Raw genomic sequence first — 26839 nt, forward strand, 5'->3', positions numbered from 1 at the left:
GCCCATGTATTCTCACTAGAAGCGCCACTGCGCGCCTGCGTAAATCCCACGTGGAATGAACACGGGTACTAAGGGAATAAAGTCGGATACAGACTCTCTGTGATTTTGGCTAAACAAATTTTGACCGACAACGAACAACTCCGTATTTTTTGTTGGTTTGTATGCCAGCTTTGCATCCATCGTGACATAGCTCGGAACATTGTAAAGCGAGATAGCACTGGTATAGCGTAACCAAAGATTGAGCTGCAATCTTTCAGAAAAATCATAGTTGGAACGAACCGATAATTGATGTTGCGGGTTTGCTTTGTCTGCGGCGCCTGCAGTCGGGTCAGTTTTTCTAAAAGCACTATTAGAGGAGAAGTCTATGTTGAGAAAACTGTAACTTCCTTGCAGGCGCCAGTTATCTCTCGGTTTCCAATCAATCGATGTTTCAACCCCATAGGTTAGTGCAGCTCCTTGATTATTAGCGATAACAGGAAATAGAAATTGTCTCGGTAATCCTGTGCTGAGCGATAATGCACCCAAGCTTGTATCGCGCATTTGACTGTAGTCATTGACAAAACCCGCCACATCAATGGAAGCTTGCGAAGAGAACTGGTGCCGGTATCCCAGTTCGTAAGCGATCAATTTTTCTGAATTGAAGTGATTGCCACCTTGTAATGATGCTGCGATTGGAAAAGGTAAGGCAGATAATCCAGGAAAAGCTTGAAATTGTGGTGTGAGATTAATCAGGCTATCGATTTCAGCGCGAGAAGGTGTTCTCACGGCACGGGATACGGCCATCCAGACTGAATTCTCAGTATTCGGCGTCCACATCAGGCGTGCATTGGGTTGTATTTCCATTCCAGTGAAATCGTTATGTTCGAATCGACTGCCTACCGAGAACAACAAGCGATCCGGTATCAGCGTGATGTCATCGCGGATGAAAGTGCCGATCAAATGATTCGTTCGCTCACGAGGGGAAAATGTGACTAAACTGGTGTCGAAAATTTTGTTGTGATAGAGCCGGTAATTGGCTCCCCAAGTGATATTATGCCGCTCGAATAGTGGAAAACGGTATTGCATATCGACGTCAAAGCTCTCGGCATCAAATTTTCCAACTGGCAATAATTGCGATCGATTGCGGTCATAGTATGCCTGCAGCATGAATGAAGTGTTTTCAGAGAAAGTTCGATCCCAGCGAAAGCGTATATTCCCCCCTTCGTTATGTCCGCGCATCGCACTTGTTGAGGTAGGCGATAGACTGAGGCCGCTTTTATCGAGGGCGCTTCCATCAAAATTGGCGAAAATATCGCCCTGCAAGGTAAATTGATCAATGCCGCGGTTATGGTCCACGCGGAATCCCCCTCTGGCCGAATGCCATTGATCGTTAGCATTTCCGCCGGATAATGATTGCATGTGGTCTCGTGAAAATCCTTTGGCGTAGATACGGAAAGGCGTTTCTTCATTGATTTTCCCGCCGTAGCGTGCGCCTACAAAGCCCTGCTCAAAACTACCGCCCCCGGCTGTGAGGAGTGTTCCTTGGGTATCGGCAGCTTTCTTGGTGATAATGTTGATGACACCATTAACTGCATTGGATCCCCAAGATACTGCAGCAGGCCCGCGAATCACCTCGATGCGCTCGATATCTTCCATCAGCGTATCAATTTGTTCCCATAGAACACCTGAGAATATTGGGGAATACACGCTACGGCCATCCATCAGTACTTGCAGTTTATTGTCATAGACTCCATTAAAACCACGGATACTGACAGCCCATTTGTCTGTACCGACACGTTCCACTTGTACCCCAGGCGCCATTCGCAAGGCATCGGGAATACTTGTCGCGCCAGAACGGCGAATGTCATCTTGGGTAATCACAAAAACGGCGGATGCGACTTGGGTGAGCTTCTGCGGATTTCTGGAAACTGTGGTGACTTTGATGTTCATCAGCTCTTCGATACTTAGACTCATAAACTGATTATCAACAGCTTTATTTCCAGCAACTGCGGAATTTGTCAAATGACCAAAGATAACAAGTAGCAAGAGTTTCCAGATCAAAGTTTTTAACCAGTTATATTCCAATACCAAGCGAATAAACACCAGTTTAGTCAGTGGAAAAATATTTTCATTTTTCTCGCCTAGAAGCGCCACTCAGCCCCCGCGTAAACACCACGGGGTATGTGTGTAGGAAGCGAGGGAATAAAATCAGTTACAAACTCGCGATGATTCTGACTCAGCAAATTCTGCCCGACAAGAAATAGCTCAATATTCTTTTTGGGTCTATACACAAATTTGGTATCCAGCGTCACGTAACCAGGGATGTGATAGAGATCGACCTTGCTGACATAACGTAACCAGAGATTAAATTGTATCCTGTCTGAGAAATCGTAATTTGAACGCAATGAAACTTGATGCTGCGGATTGACTCTGTCTGCAGCACCTGATCCTGGATCAGGCTGTGCGATTGCAGCATTTGTCTGCGTCCGCATATGAAGATAGCTGTAATTGCCCTGAAGGCGCCATTTTTCATGGGGTTTCCAGTCAGCCGATATTTCAGCACCGTAAGTTTGTCCAGAAGCATTATTATTAAATCCTATGGGTAATGTGAAGTGCGGTGGAAGACCTGGCTGAAAAAGTGGAAATCCAGGGGAGAAGCTGCGCAGTTGACTATAATCATTATAGAAAGTGGCCATATCAACCGATGCGTGCGGAGAAAACTGATGGCGGTATCCCAGCTCATATGCCAACATTTTCTCGGAAGTAAAGTTTGATGATCCCATTGCCTGTGCCAGAATTGGGAGTGGCAAGATGGATGTTCCAGGAATTGCGTTTACTGTTCTTACATTCAGTAACATATCATTTTCAGAGCGGGAAGGTGTGCGTACGGCCCGTGAGACTGCTACCCAAACTGAGTTCTGTGTATCGGGCGTCCACATCAACCGTGCATTGGGTTGAATTTCCAAGCCACTAAAGTCATTGTGATCCAAGCGCGTACCGAGATTCAGTCGCAGATGCTCAGGTATCAGAGTGATCTCATCGCGGATAAACGCACTTGCAAGCTGGTTTGTTTGCTGGCGAGGATTGAATGAGATGAGTTCTGCATCGGATACCTTGTTGTGATACAAGCGATAATTGAGTCCCCAAGTCAGGTCGTGTTTTTCGAACAGAGGGAAACGATGTTGGAAATCAATGTCAAAACTCTCAGTTTTATAGATAGTCACTGGCAGTAAACGATAATCTACGCGATCATAATAAGTTTGCAGCATGATGGCGGATTTCTCGGAATACGTTCGATCCCAGCGGAAGCGTATATTCCCGCCTTCGCTATGTCCTCTTGAAGTGCCCGGCAAGGTTATTACCGGACTCAACGGTTGCCCCGCTGCATTGCCGATTGAGTTGTAAAAAATATCACCTTGCCATGTGAACTGATCAATGCCGCGCGAGTGATCCAAGCGGAATCCTCCCCTGGCGTTGTGCCAATCATCATTGGCACTTTTTCCCGAGGTTGTGTTCATGTGATCTCTGGTGAATCCTTTTGCGTAAACCCGGAAAGGAGTTTCATTATTAATTTTTCCACCGTAGCGCGCACCTACAAAACCCTGCTCAAAACTACCGCCACCTGCTGACAGTAAGGTGCCTTGTGTATCGGCAGCTTTCTTGGTGATAATATTGATGACGCCATTGACTGCATTGGCGCCCCATACGGCCGCATTGGGGCCGCGGATCACTTCGATGCGCTCGATATCTTCCATCAGCGTATCTTCCAGCTCCCACTGCACACCAGAAAAAAGTGGATTGTAAATACTCCGGCCATCGATCATGACCTGCAACTTATTGGAAAAACGGCTGTTGAAACCCCGGATACTGACTGCCCATTTGTCGGTACCTATCCGTGCGACTTCAACACCGGGTGCCATACGTAAGGCTTCCGGGATGCTGGTTGCGCCAGAGCGGCGAATATCGTCTTGTGTAATTACGAAAATGGCAGAGGGGACTTCGGAGAGTTTCTGTGAGCGCCGGGATGCTGTCGTTACTTTGATGTTCATCAGCTCTTCAATGCTCAGATCGATAAACTGATTATCTATTGACTTACTTCCAATCGTAGATTTATTTCCGGCAACCGAGAAATTTGTAAGGCTGCATACAAAAATGAAGATGAAGAACTTCAGATTCAATAGGATTGGTAGGCGATAGAAAGAGATCATAGGTAATAATACCGTTTCTATTGGTGAACTTTAACAGCGAGTTGCAGTAATTTTGAACTGATATCGAGTCCTGAAGCGCGTGCTTTGGTCAAATTAATTTCAAAAACAATTTTCTCATTGACTAGGCTCATATTGATTGCAATACCCTGTGCAGTAGCATTTGGGCTATCAGCCAGTGTGAGGATGGGTTCATTCTGTAGATCGCTTAAAATACTTGATAACTGGGCGCTCACTGATTTAGAGAAGAAGATTGCCTGGCACGCTTTTAATTTGTCAGGGTTAGTAATGCGCACTACTTTGATATGACGATTATTAATTGATCTGTTTTGTAGTTTGTCGATTTCCTGGTCGAAATAATCTTCCCCATAAACACACAGATTAATCGTCTGGCCGGTACTGTCGGGCCAGTGCGTGAAAGCAATAAAGTTATAAATAAAGGCTGCTTTGACCTGGTATTCAACCATACTGTCAGCCATCGCCACCGGATGAGAAGCCGGCAGACAAAGCCCCAGATACAAGGCGAATAAAAAGTGATACAAACTTCGTTTCGCGAATGTATTTGAGCGCTTGAGTAGTCGATTAAATAAGTGCATGTCCAAGAATCTCATTTAGAAACGCCATTCCGCCCCCGCATAAACACCACGCGGTATGGTCGTGGGAATTGAAGGCAGAAAATCAGATACAAACTCTCTGTGATTTTGGCTAAACAGATTCTGGCCAACCAGGAACAGTTCGAGATTCTTTACTGGTTTGAATGACAGCCGGGTATCCATGGTGACGTAGTCTGGAATATGGTAGAAATCTACTTTACTGACATAGCGCAGCCAGAGATTGAATTGCAATTTTTCCGATACATCATAGTGTGAGCGCAATGAGACTTGATGTTGCGGACTCACCTTGTTGGCGCTGCCTGTCGTTGGATCCAGGTTCTTGAGCGCCGAATCAGAGTGAATATGCATGTCGATAAAGCTGTAGTTCCCTTGCAGACGCCATCTTTCGTAGGGCCGCCAATCGACGGATGTTTCGACCCCTTGCGTATAACCGGAGGCCTTGTTGGTTAGTCCTACGGGTAATATCAGGTGAGGCGGGAAGTTGGCATGAAAAGATGGAATTCCGGCGGATAGATCGCGTAATTGACTATAATCATTATAGAAAGCCGCAATATCAACCGATGCTTGCGGAGAAAACTGATGGCGATATCCCAACTCGTAAGCCAATAATTTCTCAGAATTAAAATTCGATGCGCCGTTTAATTGTGCAAGAATCGGGAAAGGTAACAATGCTGATAATCCGGGGGCAGTACTTAGTGTCCGAGCATTCAACTGGATATCATTTTCCGCCCGGGAAGGTGTGCGTACGGCACGTGAGGCTGACATCCAGATCGAATTTTTGGTATCGGGTGTCCACATCAAGCGTGCGTTAGGCTGAATTTCCATGCCGGTAAAGTCGTTGTGATCAAACCGTGAGCCCAGGGTAAACCGCAAATGCTCGGGTATCAACGTGATTTCATCTCGAATAAATGCGCTCAGAAGTTGATTGGTTTGCAGACGCAGACTAAATGAGATGAGTTCGGTATCCGAAACTTTATTATGATATAAGCGGTAATTGGCTCCCCAGGTCAAATCGTGCTTGTCAAAAAGCGGAAAGCGATGTTGAAAATCAATATCAAAACTTTCGGCTTTAAAGATTGAGCTGGTTAATAATTTATAATCGACGCGATCATAATAAGTTTGCAGCATGATTGCCGATCGCTCAGAGATAGTCCGATCCCAGCGCAAGCGGATATTCCCCCCTTCATTATGTCCTCTGGATGCTTCAGCTTGGATGACGGGTGCGCTGAGTTGGGATTTATCCAATCTATCGCCATACGAGTTGTGGAAAATATCGCCCTGAATTGTAAACAGATCAATTCCGCGCGTGTGATCCAGTCTGAATCCCCCTCTGGCGTTGTGCCAAGCATCATTGGCATTTTCTCCGATGGTGGTTTTCATCTGATCTCTGGTGAATCCCTTGGCATAAAAACGGTAGAAAGTGTCGTCATTGATTTTTCCACCATGGCGCGCACCAAAAAATCCCTGTTCAAAACTGCCGCCACCTGCTGAAAGCAAAGTGCCTTGAGTATCAGCAGCTCTCTTGGTGATAATGTTGATAATGCCATTCACCGCATTTGCGCCCCATACGGCTGCATTGGGGCCACGTATCACTTCGATACGTTCGATATCTTCCATCAAGGTGTCTTGTTGCTCCCACTGCACGCCGGCGAAGAGCGGATTGTAAACACTCCGGCCATCCATCAGGACCTGCAGCTTGTCGGCGAATCGTCCGTTGAAACCCCGTATGCTGATTGCCCATTTATCCGTGCCGATCCGTGCGACTTCAACACCGGGAGCCATACGTAAAGCCTCCGGGATGCTGGTTGCGCCAGAGCGGCGGATATCATCTTGTGTGATGACGAAAATGGCAGAAGGGACTTCAGAGAGCTTCTGTGTGCGCCTTGATGCGGACGTGACTTCAACTTTCATCAGTTCTTCGATGCTGAGATCTAGAAACTGATTCTCAATCGATTTATTTCCAGTCATCACTTTATTTTCAGCAATGGCATGATTTGCAAAGCAGCAGAAAATAACGAAGATTAAGGATTTTAAATTCAACAGTGTTGCGGGGCTGGCCATTCAGGTCGCAAGTAATTCATTGTCTGGGAGCGCCAATCAGGCTTTTGCTTGGTTAGCACGGGTATTGTTTATTTGTCAGAATTCGCCATTATAATCTGTAAGCAAGTTCCTTAAAACTTCGATTAGGGCGGATTCAGATATTCTTTTTCAGAAAATAAGAGGGAGTTGACTAAATCTTGTCTGCGGGATTAATAGGTGCTGTGGGCGTAGCTATAAGCTTATTATTTATCGCCAGGAAAACTCTATTTCTACCCGCATTTTTAGCGGCGTAGAGCGCCTTGTCAGCAGCATTGACGAGTTGGTCTTCGCTTTGCATGCCGGCTTCTTTTAAGGCAATACCGATACTAATCGAGATTTTTATGTGCAGTTCATCAATCACAATCTGTTGTGTATTGATATGCTGACGGAGTCTTTCTGCAAATTGAACAAGGGACTTTAATTCGATGTTGCCCGGCTGGCAGACGACCAAAAACTCTTCTCCGCCCATACGGCAGAAAGTATCGCCTTTGCGGGCAATTTTTCGAATCGATGCGGCCACTTGTTTTAGCACCTTGTCGCCAATGGCATGGCCATGGGTATCGTTAACCACTTTGAAATGATCAATATCGAGGAGCATAACAGCCATTGATTGGTTGGACCGGTTCGCAACGCTCCATACTTCAGCCAGTGTTTCCATGCCGGAGCGCCGATTGGGCAATTCAGTCAGCATATCGGTCAGAGCAAAATACTCCAGTCTCCGATTTGTGACGGCTAATTCAGCGGCAAAGCGCTTGAGCTGTTCGCGATCATGATCCCATGAATCCTGTAACTTTCGATAGTGCCAGGCTGCTCGCAATCTGGCTCGAAAGGCACGAATATTAATGGGTTTTGTTACATAATCATCTACACCCGCGTCAAATGCCTTAATGACTTCCTCTTCATCTTCTATGCCAGTCAGCATAATGATATATAAATTTTGCCCCCACTCTGTTGCACGTAACGATCTGGTTAATTCAAGGCCATTCATTACCGGCATCATCCAGTCCGTTACGACAATATGCGGCAAGATGTCCATCGCGAGCGCTAGAGCTTGCTGACCGTCGCTGGCAGTAAAGACAGTATGGCCAAGTACTTTAGATAACAGCTCTTTGGCAAGAATGAGGCTGGTTGGATCGTCTTCTACCAAAAGGATACGCAGCGAAGCAGCATCGGTCGCATTTTCCGTGCGTGGCGCAGTCGCATTCATCATCTTATCGAATGGGGGAAGGAGTTCCACACCAGGCAGCTTGAGTATTTTCCCCCATGCGTGCCATGCCTGCATGATTTGGTCTATAAAGGCGCCAAATGTTTCAGTGTCTAACCCGATTCTCCCGCCAAACAGTATCAGTTCGGAGATACGTTGGTTACGTTCAGATTCTTCGGCTAATCCAAAATCGGCTATCTGTTTAGCCAAGTACAGCAGATGCACAATTTGATACGGGCGAGAGCCTTCGGAAAAACCTGATTCAGTCGGTGTTTCATGATAGTAGATTGGTTCTACAAAGATTCTGGGAACACCAAAGTTGATCAGCATCGCCGCAGTTAATTCATTATGGTCAGTCTGCAAATATTGTTGTTCCAATTCATTCAGAGTGATGCCGGGCGATTGTTTTGCGATGAGTTCCGTGTATTTATCCGGATAAATTGTGGCTAACGCCAAACAACCGATACGCATCATCAAACCACACGCGAATAATTCATCGGGTGCAGACACGCGAGTTGTTTTACCCAACTCTTGCATGGCAATCGCCATGAGTAGCGAATGTGACCAGAATTCTTGATAATCAAATCCTTTGCAAGTGCCTTTTTGATATTGATCAATCAATGAGAAGCCCATTGCCAGCTGTTTGACTACCGTTAAACCAACATGAGGCACTGCCTCAAATACAGAAGAAATAGCGCGGCTGCGCTGATTCGTCGCATTGGCCCGCTGAATCAAACGGCCAGAAAGTGCGGGGTCGGTTTGAATGAGTTTGGTAATTTCATTGATGGTGACATCTTCCCGCTGGCAAGCTTCCAGTAGCGCAAGTGCTACCCCCTTGGGACTGGGTAATAATGTGCCGATTTTTAATTGATCAATATCAGCAATTTTCATCATCGATTCCATTGGGGTTGACGGCTTGGATTGTCCACTGTTTATCCGCGAGAGAAAAAATTTCTTTCATGGCGATAGGCTGACTGAAGTAATAGCCTTGCAGGGTATCACAGCCGAAATATTTCAGAATTTGAGCCTGGTCGAGTGTTTCAATCCCTTCGGCAGTTACAGAAAAGCCAAGATTTTGGGATAAGGAGATAATTGCCTTGACGATCGCAAGACTGTTTTTATCATTCAGTAGACCGCGTATAAAGCTTTGGTCCACTTTGATGTCATTAATCGGCAGGCGTTTTAAATAATTCATCGAAGAGTAACCCGTACCAAAATCATCCAGAGCAATTTCGATACCGTGGTCGCGTAACGTATGGAGTCGGGTCAAGGTATCAATATTGTGCTCCATTAAAGCACCTTCGGTGATTTCCAGAACAAGTTTGTTTGGCGGAAAGCCTGTCTCAGCCAAAATATTGAGGACTGTGTTGACCAGCTCCGGGTTATTTATCTGCAGAGGGGAAAGGTTTACCGCTACTTGTAAATATTGCCCATTCTTATGCCACTGAGCAGCTTCAGTACAAGCTGTCCGCAACACCCACGCGCCGATTGGAATGATAAGGCCGTTTTCCTCAGCTACTGGAATAAAATCGAGAGGCGAAATGAGCCCTTTTTGCGGATGCTGCCAGCGGATCAGTGCTTCTACCGATTGGATACACCCGCTTGCAACATCCAGTTGTGGCTGGTATACAAGATGAAATTCATTTTGCTGCAATGCGTTACGTAAATTATTCTCCAAATGCATGCGTTTTTCGGCGTGAAGTGTTAGCTCGAGATTGTAGAATTGACAGTTATCCCGGCCTTCATTTTTTGCATGATACATCGCTGTATCCGCATGCTTCAGTAGTGTTTCCGCGTCTTCGCCATCATTTGGATAAAAGGCAATGCCGATACTCGTAGTCAGGACGACATCGCGACTTTCAAGATGAAAAGGGCGGCGCATGGTTTCACGAATTCGATGTGCCAGAATTAAGGCATCTTCCGCGCGATGGAGATTGGGAATGACGACAGTAAATTCATCGCCCCCGAGGCGGGCGAGTTTGATCTCTGGATGGTCCGCGTTGCTCCGGGATACGAAATCAGATGGGCGCGTGCTGCTTTGCAGCCGATCCGCGGTCGATTGCAGAATAACATCCCCGGTATTATGCCCCATCGTGTCATTGATACTTTTGAATCCATCCAAATCCAGAAAAAGTACCGCCAGTTTGCTACTGGTATACTTAGCGCGTTTAATTTCTCCCTCTAAACGCTCCATAAAGGATTGACGGTTGGGTAATCCGGTCAGGTTATCAAAATAAGCGAGGTGAAATATCTTGTTCTCAGAATCCTTGCGTTCTGTAATATCACGAACCAAGCAAAGTGTTTCTAGAGGATCAATAACCACAATACGGTTTTCATAGTACCGGGTGTTACCATCATTCAGTTTGAAAGGATACTCGAAGAGCTCGACTGTTCCATATCGGCGGGCTCGACCCGCTGCCTCCAGATACAAATTGACAATATCTTCGGGCAAGCTTTGATTCAATGCATGCTTCGATCCGGTGATTAGACAAAGGGTGTCATCCGAGTTGCTGCACATATCGACGACTTTGCCGTCATTATTCAAAATGAACATCGCGTCTGGGATTGCGCTAAAGATTGCTGTGCTTCGTGCGTTGGCAATTTGAAGTGCAAGCAGATTCAGGTAGGCACGTTTTAGATACAGAATGCGATAATTGATCAAATTCCAGTTGATCGGTTTGGCGATAAAATCTGTTGCGCCGACTTCAAACGCATAATTAATGGATTGCAGGTCATCCATTCCGGTTACCATGATAATGGGCAGCTCGTTGCCTATTCTTGCGCGCAGGTACGAACAAACTTCATGACCATTCATGCCGGGCATTTCAACATCCAGCATGACCATATCCGTTGGCGATGCTTCAAACAGGCGAATGGCTTCTTCTCCATTGCAGGCCAGCGTAACTATGAAGCCGGCCTTTTCTAACGCTGCCTGCATAAGCAATCTGACCGTGGCATCATCATCAGCCAGTAAGATTTTAAAAGGTTCAGTGGTCACGATGGATTGAGTATTTGGTTGATTTCGGTTAGGGCTTGTTGATAGTGCTGCCGCAAGCTTTCTTGTAGTGTTTCCGCGTGTGTCAATTCCTTTGTTCGTCCATCCGCTTCCAATTGCTTGAGTAGCGCAGATAGGTTCTCAGCTCCGATATTACCCGAACTGGATTTCAATGCATGTGCTGACTGACGCAGACTGTCAGCATCCCCATTTATGATAGCTTGTTCAATCTGGAGCATGTTATTGGGCGCAGATTCGAGAAAAGCTTGCAGGATCTTGTGCAGCAAAACATTTCCTCCGGTTGTGTCAAGCTCGCGAATTTGCTCAAGCCATATTGGATTGAGTGCAGGCTTTGCGAGAGTTTCTGGTTCTGGTTCAACAAGTTGGGATTGTGCGGCATTTACTGCATTATTTTTTCCTTTGCTGAGCCAAGGATGGATTTTTTGTCGTAACTGATCGATTGTATAAGGTTTTGAAAGAAAATCATTCATTCCGCCCTCTATGCAGCGTTTGCGATCGTCTTCTGTGGCATTGGCGGTCAGTGCAATAATGGTGTGCGTCGCGCCAAACTGCTGCCGGATGCGTGCGGTTGCTTCGAAACCATCCATGTTAGGCATTTGGCAGTCCATCAGAACGAGATCATATTGGTTGTTTTGGATCAAATCCAGAGCCTGTTTGCCGTCATGCGCAACGACTGTATCCAAGCCGAGCTTTGCCAACATCGCCTTGGCTACTTCCTGATTGACCGGATTGTCTTCAGCCAGCAAAACTTTGCCGTGAAAATTTTGTGTGGGCGCGCTGACTGCAACTTGCTCCACTAAATGAGAATTTATGGCCTCTTTATCCAGATCGCGTCCCATGACATCAATGATAATATCCAGTAGTTCCTTCTGGCGGACGGGCTTGTTTACACAACGTAAGATACCGGTATTCTGTCTTTCTAGCTGACTCGCGTTACTATAGGTTGAAGTCAGCATCATCATGCGAGTTTTTCTGAAATCCGGGTGCGCATGAATTCTGCTTGCTAGCTGCAATCCATCCATTTTTGGCATGTGCATGTCCAAAATGACCAATTGAAATAATTTATTCTCGGCAACAGACTGATTCATGTGTGCTAAAGCCTGTTGCCCATCTTCTACACACATTGCATCTATTTGCCAATTCTGCAATTGTAGTTTAAGAATCTCCCGGTTAGTCTGATTATCATCCACAACTAGAACCCGGATACCGTGCAATTTAGTCATATTGGAAAAATCGTTGCGTTGCAATTTGGATTTCTCCAGTCGCAGAGTAATCCAGAACTTGGAGCCATGACCCGGAGAGATTTCTACCTGAATGCTTCCTCCCATCAATTCCAGTAATTTCTTACAGATAGTCAGACCAAGGCCGGTGCCTCCATATTGACGGGTTGTGGAACCATCCGCTTGAGAAAAATTCTGAAAAATCTTTTCATGGTATGCCGAAGGAATTCCGATGCCCGTATCTTCAACGCATAGGGAGACATTAGTCAGGGTTCCAGTTTCATCAAGCAGTATTGTGCGAATGACAATTTCTCCTTGATCGGTGAATTTAATGGCATTATTGACCAGATTTGCGATGATCTGACGTATTCGGAATGAATCACCGCGTAGCATGAAGGCCGTGTTGGGCGGCGTAAACTGCGCGATCAATTCCAGACCCTTCTTATCAGCGGGTTGTGCAAACATGACCAGTGTATCTTCTATCAGCTTGACCAGATCGAAGTCGATGGTCTCCAGTTCCATGTGATCGGATTCAATCTTGGAGAAATCCAGAATGTCATTGATGATACCGAGGAGGTGCTGACCTGAGCTTTGAACGGTCTCTGCAAAACGGTACTGATCTTTATCTAATTGTGTGTCTAATAGTAACTCGGTCATCCCCAGAATGCCATTCATCGGTGTGCGAATCTCATGACTCATCGTGGCCAAAAATTCACTTTTGGCTTTACTTGCCGCCTCTGCGGATTCTTTGGCAAGCACCAGCTCTGATGTTCTTTTTTCGACTTCATCTTCAAGGTGATCAAGGTGATTAGCCAGCTTTTCATCACGTTCTTGAATCATTTCCAGCATGTTATTGAATCCCTTCGATAACGTATTCAATTCAACAATCGCACTGGGTTCGGTTCGAGTTGTGTAATCTGCCCTGCTTGTGACATGTTCCATAACGGTGGCAAGATTGTTGAGCGGATCGAGTACCGACCGGTTAAGCCGTTGCAACATAAGGTTGGCAACCAATAATGCGATAATCGCCGCAGTGATTGTGATGACAACGTGCCAAAGTATTTGCCAGTAAAGGGGATACAAGGATATTTCCAAGTAGAGACTGCCCAGAGGCTGTTCATTGAAGTGAATCGGTTCCGTGAGGGTTAGAAAATGAATATTTGTTCGCATGTCTTCTTTCAGGGAAGCTAAAGTTTCCGGAAGCAGTATGTTTTCAACAGAATATTGAACGAATTTTACTTTCTCTGCGGTATAAATCGCCGCAGCTTGGATTTCCCGTGTATTGCTGAGCGAATGTAATAGCGTTTGTGCCGTGTTCGTATCCTGGAACATCAATGTCGCGACTGCATTCTCTGCCAATAATTTTGCCGTTGACTGACTGGTTTGAACGATAGATAGAAAGCTGATGAGGAAGCTGCTTAGAATAACGAGTATTGCGACCAGCAGCATCGCCGTGCCCTGCGTGGCAAAGTTGATTCGTTGCAATTTAGAACGTAATGTCACAGCAGCCGGTGATGAACTTTTCATTATTGATATACCTCAGTGGCGAAACGGAGTAGTTGAGAGCTGAGTTTTAAGCGGTTTTTTTTTTGCAATAGTCACATTCGCCTCGAATGTGACTTTCCCCTCTTTCATAGTCATGTTGAGTATAACGCCTTGCTGACTAGCGCCCGGGGTGTCGGCTATGGTTAATATCGGCATCCCATCCAATTGTTTAATGACGTCACTGAGATTGTCGATGCTTGAACGGGTGATAAAAACAATCTGGCAACTAGGAAGATCTTCAGAATTTCTTGTATGCCGGACTACTATTTCATGTTCATGGGCTTTCTTATGCTGTAAATGCTGTAAATTTTCGCCAAATGGATCTTCACCATAGATGCAGAAATTCAAAACCTGATCCGGCAAGCTGGGCCATTCCGTGTAAGCGGAAAAATTATAAAGGAAAGCCACTTTTAATCGGTATTCTGATGGTTGCTCGGCTTGGGTCAATGGCGAGTAACCCAGGAACAAGAACCAGCACAGCGACAGAATTGGAAAATAACGGATGAATGATCGCTTCCTGATACGGCGACTGCCATAGAAAACTGTTTCTTCTTGCTTTTCCAGCATCCAATTAAGCATATCCTAGAATCTGGTTATCAGTTCGTTTCGCCGCGGCTGTTTTTTTATACAAGAATGTCATATCAGAAGGCACTTAGAAGCGATAATCCATTCGGAGCCGAACGGTCCGGCCAGGCTGCCAGAAAAAGTTCTGCCAGTTGGTATCTGCAGCCGGGTGTTGGTAGTTCTCATTAAACAAGTTGTAGAGGCTCAGCGATGCCTCCAATCCTTTTGCCTGTGGAACATTGGTCACTAAATTGAGATTGGAAAGAACATAATTATCGGTATGCGTACCGTCGAGTGTTTTTCGTTTGCCGTAATATTGCAATTCATAGCCGGCGCGCAAGCCGGTGATCAGAGGTATGGGGATGGAAATATTCAACTTGCCCAGATGGTAGGGTGAATTGGTGAGGTGCGAGTCTTGTTGCTCAGCATTCTGAATACCAAAACTACTGCGTAATCGTGCGCCCCAATCCCAAGTTTTATCTAACGATAATTCTGTGCCTCTGGCCAGTACTTTTTGGGATGTCTGTTGATATTGCGACAATCCGCTGACCGGATCGATTCCGAGTGCGATGACGTTGTGCATATCCCATGCGTAGACGGTGGCGCGTAAATTCATATTCGGCAGCGGAAGATAATCTGCCACGAGTTCAGCGGTATCAACCATCTCGCTGCGTAATCCTGGATTGGAAACTTGGGAAATGCCATCGGTGTAGTCTCGTTCATACGCATTCGGTGACCGGTGGGCGCGGCCATAGAGTGCTTTGAATGTTGTTTTTGGGGTGGCTTGCCAAATCAGCGCGCCGCGCGGGCTCAATCGATTGCCAAGACTACCAATCCAGGCGCTGTAGTCATAACGCAGCCCTACGGTTGCGGACAAGGTGTCGGTAATACGCCATTCGTCTTGAACGTACGCACCAACGCGTACAACAGAACTTTTGATCGCGATATTATCTTCAGGGTGGTCGAAATTCTGAAAGGACTGTTTGATCGACGTATTATTTTGATACTCAACACCTGCCATCAGTTTATGATTGGACAAGGCAGTAGAAAGAAGGCGCAATTCAGCACCATGCCAGTCACTGGGTCCGGTAGATAGCGTTTTCTCACCACCATAGATTAAAGGATTATCATAGCGATATTGACCAAGAAACAACCGGCCCAATACGTTGAGGGTGTTATTGGCGAAATTGTCGTTATACTGGATTTGTGTGTTGAGACGACGATCTCGTTGAAATTGACCGGCCACCAGTGGATCAGAAAAGAACATACCGGTAGGATCATCTTTGCGTCGATCACCATAAATGAAGTCAAATGCGAGTGGGCCATGCGAGGCTTGCGCAAATAATTGTTTAACATTTTCGCCATCCAAGCGGCGTGCCACCCCTGAAATACCGGAATCGCCATAGTCAAAAAAACGATCTGTTCCGCGGGATTGAAGTCCCGAAAAGGAAAGTAACGCATCAGTGCCGTTACTGAATTTTTTACCGAAGGTGGCACGTTCTTGCGGCATGGATTCCGCTGTCTGGTACGAGGTCGATAGCTCGGCACCATTGACACTTGCGCCACTGCGCGTAATGATGTTGACAACGCCCAACATGGCATTTTGACCATAGACGGCACCGCCTGGTCCGGGGATAAACTCAATTCGCTCAATCAAATCAATATCGAGTGGAAAATCACGCCCGGTAGGTCCTTGGTCATAAGTGGCGTCGTTAATGCGATTGCCATTGATCGTAATCAGAACGCGTGAATTGAAATCTCCGGGCAGGCCAAATCCCCGTACACCCAAATTTTCATATTGATAATCATACGTGGTATGAATTCCCGGAAGGCTGGCGAGAGCTTGATTCAGCGTGCGCCAGCCATAGGTTCTGATATCCTGTCTGGTGATGACGCTGACTGCTGCGGCAACTTGGTTCTGTTTTTGTTCATATTTGGAAGCGCCGACAATGCTGACATTCATCAATTCCTCTAAGCTCATCTGCTCCAAATTCTTTGCCGCACAGACCGGAAATACTTGCAGCAAAAGCAAACCGAGCAGCAAGCTTTGCTTTATGGGAGCGTTGACGATCGGGAGAACAAGTTTTCTGGGAATGGGCACAATGAGTTGGGTTGATTTTTTAGTTTCAAGATTTAAACATACCCAATCACCGATTAAAGCCGAGAAGTAAGATTTTTATTACCCTTAATTTATCAAATTAGAGATAGTAATTTTTTTTTTCAGTGAAGAGGATTTTAAAATGTGAGATTTTTACTACAAAACAGTGTGCGGATTTCAGCTTTACTGTATTACTGAAGCACCGAAGTGGCGAAGCGCAATAGCTGGGAGCTCAAATTCAGACCGGCCTTTCTGGCTACTTTCAAATTGGCATCAAATGTGATTTTTTCATCTTTGATTTCCATATTCAGGGCAACGCCTTGCTGGATGGTGCCCGGACTGTCCGCTACGATGAGTACAGGTTTATCTTGCAGGGTGATGATGACGGCCTTTAAGTTGTCAATTGATGAGTGGGAGATAAAAACTAGCTGGCATAAATCGAGACGATCAATATTGTTCGTTCGATGAATGGTGATGGTGCGATCATTGACTCGCTTTTTTTGCATCAATGAATCGAGATTCTTGCCGAACGGATCATTTCCATAGATGCATAGGTTAAAAGTACTGGCGTCCGTGTCGGGCCATGTCGTATAAACTGCAAAGTTATATAGGTAGGCTGCTTTTAGCGTGTGTTCATCCAGTTCATCCGCGCGTGCGTGCGACGAATAACTCAAGATTACACAAAAGAGCAGCAGGTATAATTTTGCGAAGGACATTTTAGACTAAGATACCTTGCAAAATTGATGAGCGAATAATTTTGGTGTTGTCGTCATAGCGCGAAAATTAAATAACTTGAGCAGGGCGCATCATGCATCAAATGTTTTCGATTCAATAGAGAGAGGTGTCATTAAACTAATAAGACAAATGTACTAAAAATGCCCGGGGCGTTAATAGTCTAAGTGCTCGAGAGGGGGGGCTGGATGTCTTGTGTTGTATAAAGGGGGCGGGGAGAAGGGCTACGGGCTGCTAGCAATAAATGAGGTTCTCGGGCTGGCACTAGCTAAGAATCAACAAACAATTCTTGCCTCAATTCAAGATTGGAATGGTAACTGTAATAGCGGTACAAGCTATGAAGCTCTGACCGTTTCAGTATTAAGTTTATTCATTCTCTAATAGTCCTAGAAATCCGCCCGACTGATGATTCCATAATTGTGCGTAGAGCTGATTACTGGCGATGAGTTTGGCGTGGCTGCCTTGTTCTACGATATGACCTTTGTCAAATACGATGAGCCGGTCCATTGCCGCGATGGTGGATAGGCGATGCGCGATGGCGATGACCGTTTTGCCTTCCATCAGTTGATACAGGCTTTGTTGAATGCTGGCTTCCACCTCGGAATCCAGTGCCGATGTCGCTTCATCCAATACCAGAATGGGCGCATTCTTTAATAGCACACGGGCAATGGCGATGCGTTGCCGCTGCCCGCCGGAAAGCGTGACGCCGCGTTCGCCCACGTGGGCATCATAGCCGGTCCGGCCTTTGATATCCCTGAGTGTCTGGATAAATTCATGCGCTTGGGCCTGTTTGGCCACTGCGATCATTTGTGCATCGTCGGCATCGGGTTTGCCAAACAGAATATTGTCACGCACCGAGCGATGTAATAGCGAAGTATCCTGTGTCACCATGGCGATGCTGGCACGCAGGCTATCTTGAGTAACTGTATGAATGGCTTGTCCGTCGATGGTGATATTGCCTTGTTGCACATCATAGAAACGCAGTAACAGGTTTACGAATGTCGACTTGCCTGCGCCTGAGCGACCGACAATGCCGACTTTTTCGCCGGCTGCGATGTGGAGATTAAGATCATTAAAGATACGGTGAGAATCGTTTTGATCGGGGTGATAGGAAAAACAGACACGATTGAAATCAATCGCGCCCTGATGCACTTGAAGCCCCTTCGCATCCGGTACATCGGTGACATGCTGGGGTTTGGACAGTGTGTTGATGCCGTCTTGTACCGTGCCGATATTTTCAAACAGTGCGTTGACTTCCCACATGACCCAATGTGACATGCCGGTCAGCCGGATAGCTAAGCTCATGACAATCGCAATAGCCCCTGGGCCGATGGCACCTTGCAACCATAAATGAATACCCAGTCCCCCCGTTACGAATACCAGCAGCATGTTGATAATCCAAACACACGCGTTGAGTTGTGTCGATAGGCGCATTTGCGGGTGTACCGTAGCCATGAATTCTTCCATCCCTGCTTTGGCATAAGCGGATTCCCGCTGGCTCTGAGAAAATAGCTTGAGTGTCAGGATGTTGGAATAACTGTCGACAATACGCCCGGTCATGAGAGACCGTGCGTCGGCTTGTAGGGTAGAGATGCGTTTTAATTGCGGGACAATATGCGACAGAATGCCGATGTAGAGGAATAGCCAAGCCAGTAACGGCAAACATAAGCGTGGGTCTGCATGGAACACCAGCAGTAACGTTGTCGTGAGGTAAACGGTGACGAAAAGAATGACATCAAGCAGTTTCATGACTGTTTCACGCACTGATAGCGCAGTTTGCATGACTTTTGTGGCAATCCGGCCACTGAATTCGTGCTGAAAGAATGCGTAACTTTGATTGAGCAAATACCGGTGTGACAACCACCGGACACGCATAGGGAAATTCCCCATGAGTGTCTGGTGGATCACTAAGGAATGCAGCAGCACCAGAAGCGGAATCCCTATCAAAACAAATACGGACATGGCCAGTAAAGTCGGCCATTCATCTTCCAGAAAATGTGTGGTTTCTTTTTCTGCCAGCCAATCGACCATTTGTCCGAGCACGCCATACAACATGGCTTCACTGATTGCCAGGCAGGGGGTTAGTAGCGCCAGTAAAATCAGATAAAACTCAATGCCACGGATATAATGGCGACAGAATTGATACAACCCCTGGGGCGGCTCAACCGGATGTTCCGGAGGGTAAGGGTTTATCAAGCGTTCGAAGTAGTCGAACATATCTATTTAGCTACTGCTGAGTTGTTCGATTATTCTAAATCCTGCCACATAAGTGCCAATCGCCGAACCCAGTGTCGAAAGAATAAAGATCAGCAAGATTCGCGTTACCCGATTACGCCACCAGCCTTTCAAACTGGTCGTGTCTGCTCTGAGCTGATTAAAGTCCCCCACTTTCGGTTTGCGTAAATAGGTTTCGACGGCAGCGACAACCATGCCGGCGCCAATGGTTGGATTTAAAGAAGTTAGCGGGGCAGCCAGAAAAGCGGTCAGAATAGAAAGCGGGTGAGCAAAAGCAATCGCTGCGCCTAATGCGGAAAGCCCGCCGTTAATCACTATCCAGTCAACGACCATGGCGGTGCCTATTTCCGGGCTACGGGTAAAGCCGATGGCGAAGCCTGCTAGAATAAGTGCAACAATTATCCAGGGGATAAATTTAAACCATTGAGAGGATGCCGGAATGGTATCGAGTTGTGCAATTCTTTCCTCCGGATTGGTAATGCTCTGGGTCTCAAGTTGTTGAACCATGCCATTCAGATGTCCGGCGCCAATCACTGCCAGGATATGCTGGTAGTTATTTTCACTGCATTCTTTGATAAGGCGCGCTGACATGTATTCGTCTCGCTCACTGATCAGTGGACGGAATAAGTCTTTTTCATTTTCAGCAAACTGTGCAAAAGAACTTTCGAGTACATCGCCTTCTTTAAGTTTTTCAATTTCGGCAGCACTGAATTTTTCTTTGCTAATCACACTTTCTATCAGACCGGCAAATAAAGTAAAACGCTTCCACCAGGGAACATTACGATAAATTCGTTTCAGTGTCGTGCCAATTTCTCGATCTATCAGCAGAACCGGTAATTTGGCGGCTTGCGCATCTTTAATGGCCACGCGCATTTCGGCGCCTGGTTCAATATTAAACTGTTCCGCCATGCGCTGCTGAAAAGCGCCTAACGCAAGACTGGCAGTAACCATACTGGCCTGGCCATTCTTGATCACTTGGAATAAATCCATTTGAGCCATGGCATCGGGATTAACAATAACTTTGTGACGGCTCGGACATAATTCAACAGCCACGGCATCATACTTTCCTGTGGCAATCAGTTCCTGAACTTTATCAGCACTGGCTTTTGAAACATGCGCGGTTCCCAGCAATGTGATGTTGCAGTTGTTTACTCGGACAGTTCTGAGTGGTTCAGTCTGTGCAGCGTGCTCACTTGCTAATTCAGTAGCTTGTTCTTCTAATTTAACCATTGGTTGTTATTTTTAAGAGTCGTAGGAGTTGGCGGGTAAAGGTAGTCCAAGTATTGCATAACAGAGATTATCTTGGCGATAATTCAAGCAAAATTCATTTTCTTTCTGCTGCCAAAGATGAATGTGTTTAGGCAAATTGCCGAGCTATATTTAATGACTGGTTGAGTAATCAATTACTTGAGGATTTTCTATCTCGTTGATAAGAATTGTTTCTAACGGAAGTTTTTGTTTTTACTTTTTCCGCTCAGCCCGAGATTATGTAACTTTTTCTATGAACTGGATGCTTTATTTTTCGAAACTCAAGTTCATTAATCCTTCGACTAGTGAGTTCTTGAAAAATTATCAAACTTATCCAATGGAAATCGGAATAAGTTAAGAAAGAGTGATTGAATATCAACATATTATTGATATTTCAGAGTCGACTGTGTAAGTGGCATGGTTGTGTAAAAATAGGAATATTCCTATAAAAATTAGGACAAATCTAGGACATATGACCTTTAAATCAAGGTTAAATGTCACTTACTTTAAAAGGGTCAAAGAAATAATATGTTACTGCCAAAAAGGAAAAGTGGATTGAATGATTAAGAACAATAATAAATAGGTATTTAGAGTGTGCGGGCCTTTGAGAATAAATTTGTATTTCTTAGGTTTCAAATAGCCAGTGACTAAGTGCCTTGGGTCTCTCTGATTGATTCATTAGCTTCTCATTTAAAACTGATTGTATTGTCCTCTTTTCTCAATGGCTAATAGGCCTATCCCTAGAAGTATCAGTAATTATTTTCTGACGGAGTAGCATCTTATCCGATTGATAGGAGGCAACAACGTTGCCCAAGGATAAAGTCTGTGTGAATAATAAAGCGCTCCGCGTTAAGCCCGGAAGAGGTGAAAGAGAGTGTCATTTAATAGATTGATTGTAGTGAGTCTATGCACTGTAGAAGGTGCATAACTAAAAATTGAAAATTGGAAGCAAATAAATACTTTTATTTCAGATGGATATATCTTAAAACGGTGATGTATCTCTTCTAGAAATATAATTTAAGTGAGGAAAATAAAATGGCAAATTTCAGCAGAACTGATCTAGATTTTCTATTTCAGCAAATTCTTATCGCCGAGGGCGATTCCGCAGCGCAGCAAGGAGGCACATTCGACATATTGCCGACCCTTGTTAGTAGTCCTTTGCTGCCGGAAGGCTTACGGAACGTTAATGGATCATATAATAATTTATTTCCGGGACAAAGCTTGTATGGGGCAGCCGATCAGCTCTTTCCGCGTTTATTGACCCCCAATTTTCTACCTGCCGGACCAGCCACATTCGATGTGGGTCCCCTAACTATTGGCGATCCTACGTCCTATTTGCAGACGAGCGGTTTTGTATTCGACTCAAAACCCCGTACAGTGAGTAACCTGATCGTTGACCAGACCGACAACAATCCTGCTGCAGTTGCTGCTGCAGCAGCAACCACGGGATCAGTGTCTGACGTTGATGGCAAGGGCACCTTCTTCATCCCGAATGTAACTCCCGATGTGGGGCTGTCTGCTCCTTACAACTCATGGTTTACGTTGTTTGGACAGTTCTTCGACCACGGACTGGATCTGGTGAACAAGGGCCAGAGCGGTACGGTATTCATACCACTGGAGGCTGATGATCCGCTGATTCCCGGGCCAGACGGCATCCTCGGCGATGACCCCCTGACATTTATTGACGAGAGCCTGGATGATAGTCCCGGCGCAGAGGCCTTTTTCGGTGATGATCTCGGTACAGTCGGTTTTGACGAGAGTCTTGATGATAGTTCCGGCGCAGAAGCCTTTTTCGGTGACGATCCCGCTACCTTTATTAATGAGGGTCTCGATGACTTGCCACCGAATCTACAGTTCATGGCGGTGACACGGGCGACCAATGGCCCAGGTCCAGATAACATCATGGGCACTTCCGATGATGACCGCAATCACGTCAATCAAACCACTCCTTTTGTCGACCAGAATCAGACCTATACCTCGCATCCTTCGCACCAGGTCTTCCTGCGTGAATATGAAACCAGCCTAACGGGTCAAACGGTCGCAACCGGCAAGTTGCTGGAAGGCAGCGCTACCGGTGACGGACTGGCTACCTGGGAGGATATCAAGGCGCAAGCGCATAGCATGCTCGGTATCAACTTGACCGATGTCGATTTGACTAACCTGCCGCTGCTCGCGACCGACACTTATGGCAAGTTTATTCCAGGCCCCAATGGTTTTGCACAAATCGTGACAGCCAGCGGTCTGGTCGAAGGCGATCCGTCAGCGAATGGCGGACTGGGTATCGATGTTCCGATTGATGTCGTTCGCACTGGCCATGCCTTCTTGGATGATATAGCACATAACGCGGCGCCAAGGGGCTCCAATGGAGCCATGAAAACTCCAGATGCAGACAATATCATTAATTCTGGACCAGTGGCTTCAGGCGAATATGACGACGAACTGCTGGATGCTCATTTTATTACCGGTGATGGTCGGGGTAACGAAAACATCGGCTTGACCACGGTGCATACGGTTTTCCATGCGGAGCACAATCGCTCTGTAGAATTTGTCAAAGGCATGATTGACGATGCGATTACCGCTGGGGATACAGCACTGATTACACAATGGAAATTGCCGGATGGTTCATGGAACGGTGAACGCTTATTCCAAGCAGCTCGCTTTGCCACTGAAATGCAATATCAGCACTTAGTGTTCGAAGAGTTTGTGCGCAAAGTGCAGCCAAATGTAGATGCCTTTATCGGCTATGACAGTTCGATCAATCCTGCCATCATGGCCGAGTTTGCCCACGTGGTTTATCGCTTCGGTCATTCAATGCTGACAGAAACAGTAGCCAGAACCAATGCAGATGGCTCAGCCAATGACATCGGTTTGATTGAAGCATTTCTGAATCCGGTGGCATTCCGAGGTGAAGGCATTGATGCCTATAACAACAATACCGAAGCTGCTGCTGCAGTGGTGAACGGTATGACGGCACAAGTCGGCAACGAGCTTGACGAGTTTGTCACGGGAGCCTTGCGCAATAATCTAGTGGGCTTGCCACTGGATCTGGCTTCGATCAACATCGTCCGTGGCCGTGATACCGGCATTCCTGGATTGAATGATGCGCGCCGCATGTTCTACGAAGATACCGGACAAAACAGTGCATTACAGCCTTATGAGAGCTGGGCCGACTTTGGGGCGAACATCAGACATCCCGAGTCGCTGACCAATTTTGTTGCTGCCTACGGCACACACCCCAGTATCCTTGCCGAAACGACGCTGGCTGATAAGCGCGCAGCAGCAGAATTGCTGGTAAACGGCGGGCCGGGAGCATCTGCCGACCGCGCTGATTTTATGAACAGTACTGGCGATTGGGCGAACACACCGTTGGGAGAAGTCATTACCGGGTTGGACGATGTCGACTTCTGGATTGGCGGTTTGGCTGAGAATCAAGCGCCGTTTGGCGGATTATTAGGCTCCACTTTTAATTTTGTGTTCGAAACACAGATGGAGAGCTTGCAAGACGCTGATCGTCTCTACTATCTATCCCGTACAGCCGGGCTCGATTTCCTTACCGAACTGGAAGCGAATTCGTTTTCCGAACTGATCATGCTTAATTTGCCGGATGTGAAGCATTTGCCTTTTGACAGCTTCTCGACACCGACGCATACCTTTGAGATGAGTGCTCAGAATCCGAGTGGTCCGATCATCGATGATCAAGCTACGCCTTACGATGAAACAACGCTGCTCATTCGTGACACTTCAATCGGTGCCCATACGGTGCGTTACAACGGTGAAGACCACATAGTGATGGGCGGCACCGGAGGTGTCGACAGAATGCGTGCCGGTGACGGTGACGATACGCTGTGGGGGGATGGCGGCAATGATCGTCTGGAAGGAGGCGCTGGCAATGATTCGCTGAATGGTGGTGCTGGCAATGACATCATTAGCGATTCTTTTGGCGATGACAACATCAAGGGTGGTGACGGTCATGACACGATCAACGGCGGTCCGGGTCTCAATCTGATTCTTGCCGGCGCGGGCAGCGATTTCGTGACCACTGGTAATGATTCCTCAGAAGTGTTTGCGGGTGCGGGTAACGACTTCATTTTCGGCAATAACGCCAATTTAGCCATGCTGGGGAACGCCGGTAATGACTGGATTCAGAATGGTGCCGGCGGTGCTACAGGTGATAATGCCGACCCCTTGGGGAATGACTCCATTCGCGGCAATGATGTTTTTTACGGGGGCAATAATATTGATGATTTCACCGGTGAAGGCGGTGATGACATCATGAGCGGATTGGGTGGACAGAACAGAAGCGATGGGGACAGCGGGTTTGATTGGACCATTAGCGATGGCCGCACCAGTGCTAACGACATCGATTTGGCAAGGCTTGTTTTGCCGGGTCCTTTCGTACCGATTGTGGATCGTTATAATTTTGTCGAAGCGGCATCGGGGTGGAATTTCAACGACATCATTCGTGGCGACGACAAGACTTTCCTTGAGCTGGAATTGATTGACCCCATTACAGGGCAGAACAACGCACTGGATGAAGCCAATGGCATTGGACAAGTGGGCCACAGTGCCGCCGATAGAATTGCCCAGATCACCGGGCTACAGGCTTTGCTGGGTGGCGCTAACGCATTCAGCGCCGGTAATATTTTGTTGGGCGGTGGTGGCAGCGATACTTTCGAAGGACGTGCTGGCGATGATATCCTCGATGGCGATGCCTGGCTGGATATTCGGATTAAAGCCGACAATGGGGTCAATCCACCGGTATTCTACGAAAACATGACCAGCGTGCTGAGGACCGCGATGCAGAATGGTGTCTATTCCCCGGATCAGCTCAGTATCGTCCGAGAAATTAAGACCACAGCCAGTGTGGGTGACGTCGCCCTGTATCAAGGTAATTGGGTCGATTATATCGTTTCGGGCAGTAGCGCTGGCGGTCCTAACGGCACGGTGTTTGTCGATCATGTTAACCCTAATCCTGGTGGCGGTGGCGGAGGTGGCGGTGCAGGGGGCGACGATGGCAGCGATACACTGCGTAATATCGAACGTTTGCAGTTTCTGGATAGGGTTGCGTTTCTCGGAACCTCCGGTGTCGACAATTTAGTGGGCACAGCCGCAGTCGATACACTTTACGGTTTTGCTGGCGACGACACGCTGAATGGCGCAGGAGGTGCGGATAATCTGATTGGCGGCACCGGCAACGATACCTATGTCGTGAATAATGCGGTCACGATTACTGAATTGGCCAGTGGCGGTGCCGCCGACAAGGTGGAAAGTACCATCACACTCACATTGGCGAACAACGTGGAGAATCTCACCCTCCTGGGTGCTGCACTGAATGGTACCGGTAATGCTGGCAACAATATCATCACAGGTAACGGTAACAACAATACGCTCACTGGCCTGGGCGGTAACGACACGCTGAACGGTCTAGGAGGTGTGGATACATTGATCGGGGGCACGGGTGACGACACGTATGTGGTAGATACTATTACCGATACTATTACCGAAGCCGCAGGTCAAGGCACCGACACGGTGCAAAGTTCGGTGACATTTACGCTACTTGCCAACGTGGAGAGACTTAGCCTCACCGGGGGGGATGCTATTAATGGCACCGGTAATTCGCAAATCAATGTACTAACGGGTAACAGTAACAATAACATCCTGTCAGGTTTGGGGGGTGGGGATACACTGATTGGCGATGATGGGGATGATACATTGATCGGCGGAACCCAGGCCGATACGTTGACGGGAGGCAACGGCGCCGATACGTTTACTTACAACCTTACCGGCGAATCAACTGCCGCGGTTCGAGACACCATTACCGATTTCTTAAGCGGAACCGACAAAATCAATCTGAATGCCATTGATGCTAACACGGGTGCCGGTGGCAATCAGAATTTTGTCTTTATCGGCAATAGCCCTTTCAGTGGCTCAGCGCAGGTGCGTTACGATTCTGCGACGGGCATATTGCAAGCCAATGTGAATGCGGGCCTTGGCGCTGACTTTGAGATCCAATTAACGGCAGCTCCGGTACTTGTCGTGACGGATATTATTTTATAAAACGACCAGGAATACTGACTTCTATCCACTTGATTGTGAGTGA

Annotated in this window: 13 protein-coding genes; 1 reads left to right on the forward strand and 12 read right to left on the reverse strand. The window is 46.8% G+C overall.

Annotation, left to right across the window (positions count from 1 at the left end):
• Positions 1-15 precede the first annotated feature (15 nt).
• From K2P83_RS03645 to K2P83_RS03700, 12 genes are all read right to left on the reverse strand, one after another.
• Complete coding sequence (locus tag K2P83_RS03645; RefSeq protein ID WP_292926520.1) at positions 16-2133, reverse strand: TonB-dependent receptor; 2118 nt, start codon at positions 2131-2133, stop codon at positions 16-18.
• Positions 2121-4028: a TonB-dependent receptor gene (locus tag K2P83_RS03650; RefSeq protein ID WP_292926521.1), complete on the reverse strand. Its 1908-nt coding sequence runs from the start codon at positions 4026-4028 to the stop codon at positions 2121-2123. Before K2P83_RS03650 ends, K2P83_RS03645 begins: the two co-directional genes overlap by 13 nt.
• Before the next feature lie 176 nt (positions 4029-4204).
• Positions 4205-4795 carry a YfiR family protein gene (locus K2P83_RS03655; protein WP_292926522.1) on the reverse strand — a complete coding sequence of 197 codons (591 nt, stop codon included), beginning with the start codon at positions 4793-4795 and terminating at the stop codon, positions 4205-4207.
• Complete coding sequence (locus K2P83_RS03660) at positions 4796-6766, reverse strand: TonB-dependent receptor (protein ID WP_292926523.1); 1971 nt, start codon at positions 6764-6766, stop codon at positions 4796-4798.
• Positions 6767-7028: 262 nt separating this feature from the next.
• Positions 7029-8972 carry a diguanylate cyclase gene (locus K2P83_RS03665; protein WP_292926524.1) on the reverse strand — a complete coding sequence of 648 codons (1944 nt, stop codon included), beginning with the start codon at positions 8970-8972 and terminating at the stop codon, positions 7029-7031.
• Entirely contained in the window at positions 8959-11079 is a 2121-nt protein-coding gene (locus K2P83_RS03670; protein ID WP_292926525.1) for an EAL domain-containing protein, read from the reverse strand. Before K2P83_RS03670 ends, K2P83_RS03665 begins: the two co-directional genes overlap by 14 nt.
• On the reverse strand, positions 11076-13844 hold the full coding sequence (locus K2P83_RS03675; protein ID WP_292926526.1) for a response regulator: 2769 nt from the start codon (positions 13842-13844) through the stop codon (positions 11076-11078). Before K2P83_RS03675 ends, K2P83_RS03670 begins: the two co-directional genes overlap by 4 nt.
• Positions 13845-13856: 12 nt before the next feature.
• Positions 13857-14441, reverse strand: coding sequence for a YfiR family protein (locus tag K2P83_RS03680; protein WP_292926527.1), 585 nt, complete (start codon positions 14439-14441; stop codon positions 13857-13859).
• 73 nt (positions 14442-14514) lie between these two features.
• Positions 14515-16527 carry a TonB-dependent receptor gene (locus K2P83_RS03685; RefSeq protein ID WP_292926528.1) on the reverse strand — a complete coding sequence of 671 codons (2013 nt, stop codon included), beginning with the start codon at positions 16525-16527 and terminating at the stop codon, positions 14515-14517.
• Positions 16528-16715: 188 nt separating this feature from the next.
• Positions 16716-17198, reverse strand: a complete 483-nt coding sequence (locus tag K2P83_RS03690; protein WP_292926529.1) for a YfiR family protein — start codon at positions 17196-17198, stop codon at positions 16716-16718.
• Between the two features lie 424 nt (positions 17199-17622).
• A complete protein-coding gene (locus K2P83_RS03695) occupies positions 17623-19473 on the reverse strand; it encodes an ABC transporter ATP-binding protein (protein WP_292926530.1) in 1851 nt (616 codons plus the stop codon).
• Between the two features lie 6 nt (positions 19474-19479).
• Positions 19480-20721, reverse strand: coding sequence for a TraB/GumN family protein (locus tag K2P83_RS03700; protein WP_292926531.1), 1242 nt, complete (start codon positions 20719-20721; stop codon positions 19480-19482).
• Between the two features lie 1053 nt (positions 20722-21774).
• Between K2P83_RS03700 and K2P83_RS03705 the strand changes: the two genes are divergently transcribed.
• Entirely contained in the window at positions 21775-26796 is a 5022-nt protein-coding gene (locus tag K2P83_RS03705; RefSeq protein WP_292926532.1) for a peroxidase family protein, read from the forward strand.
• Positions 26797-26839: the final 43 nt, after the last annotated feature.

It is taken from the genome of Nitrosomonas sp. (genome assembly GCF_019752415.1).
GTDB lineage: Bacteria > Pseudomonadota > Gammaproteobacteria > Burkholderiales > Nitrosomonadaceae > Nitrosomonas.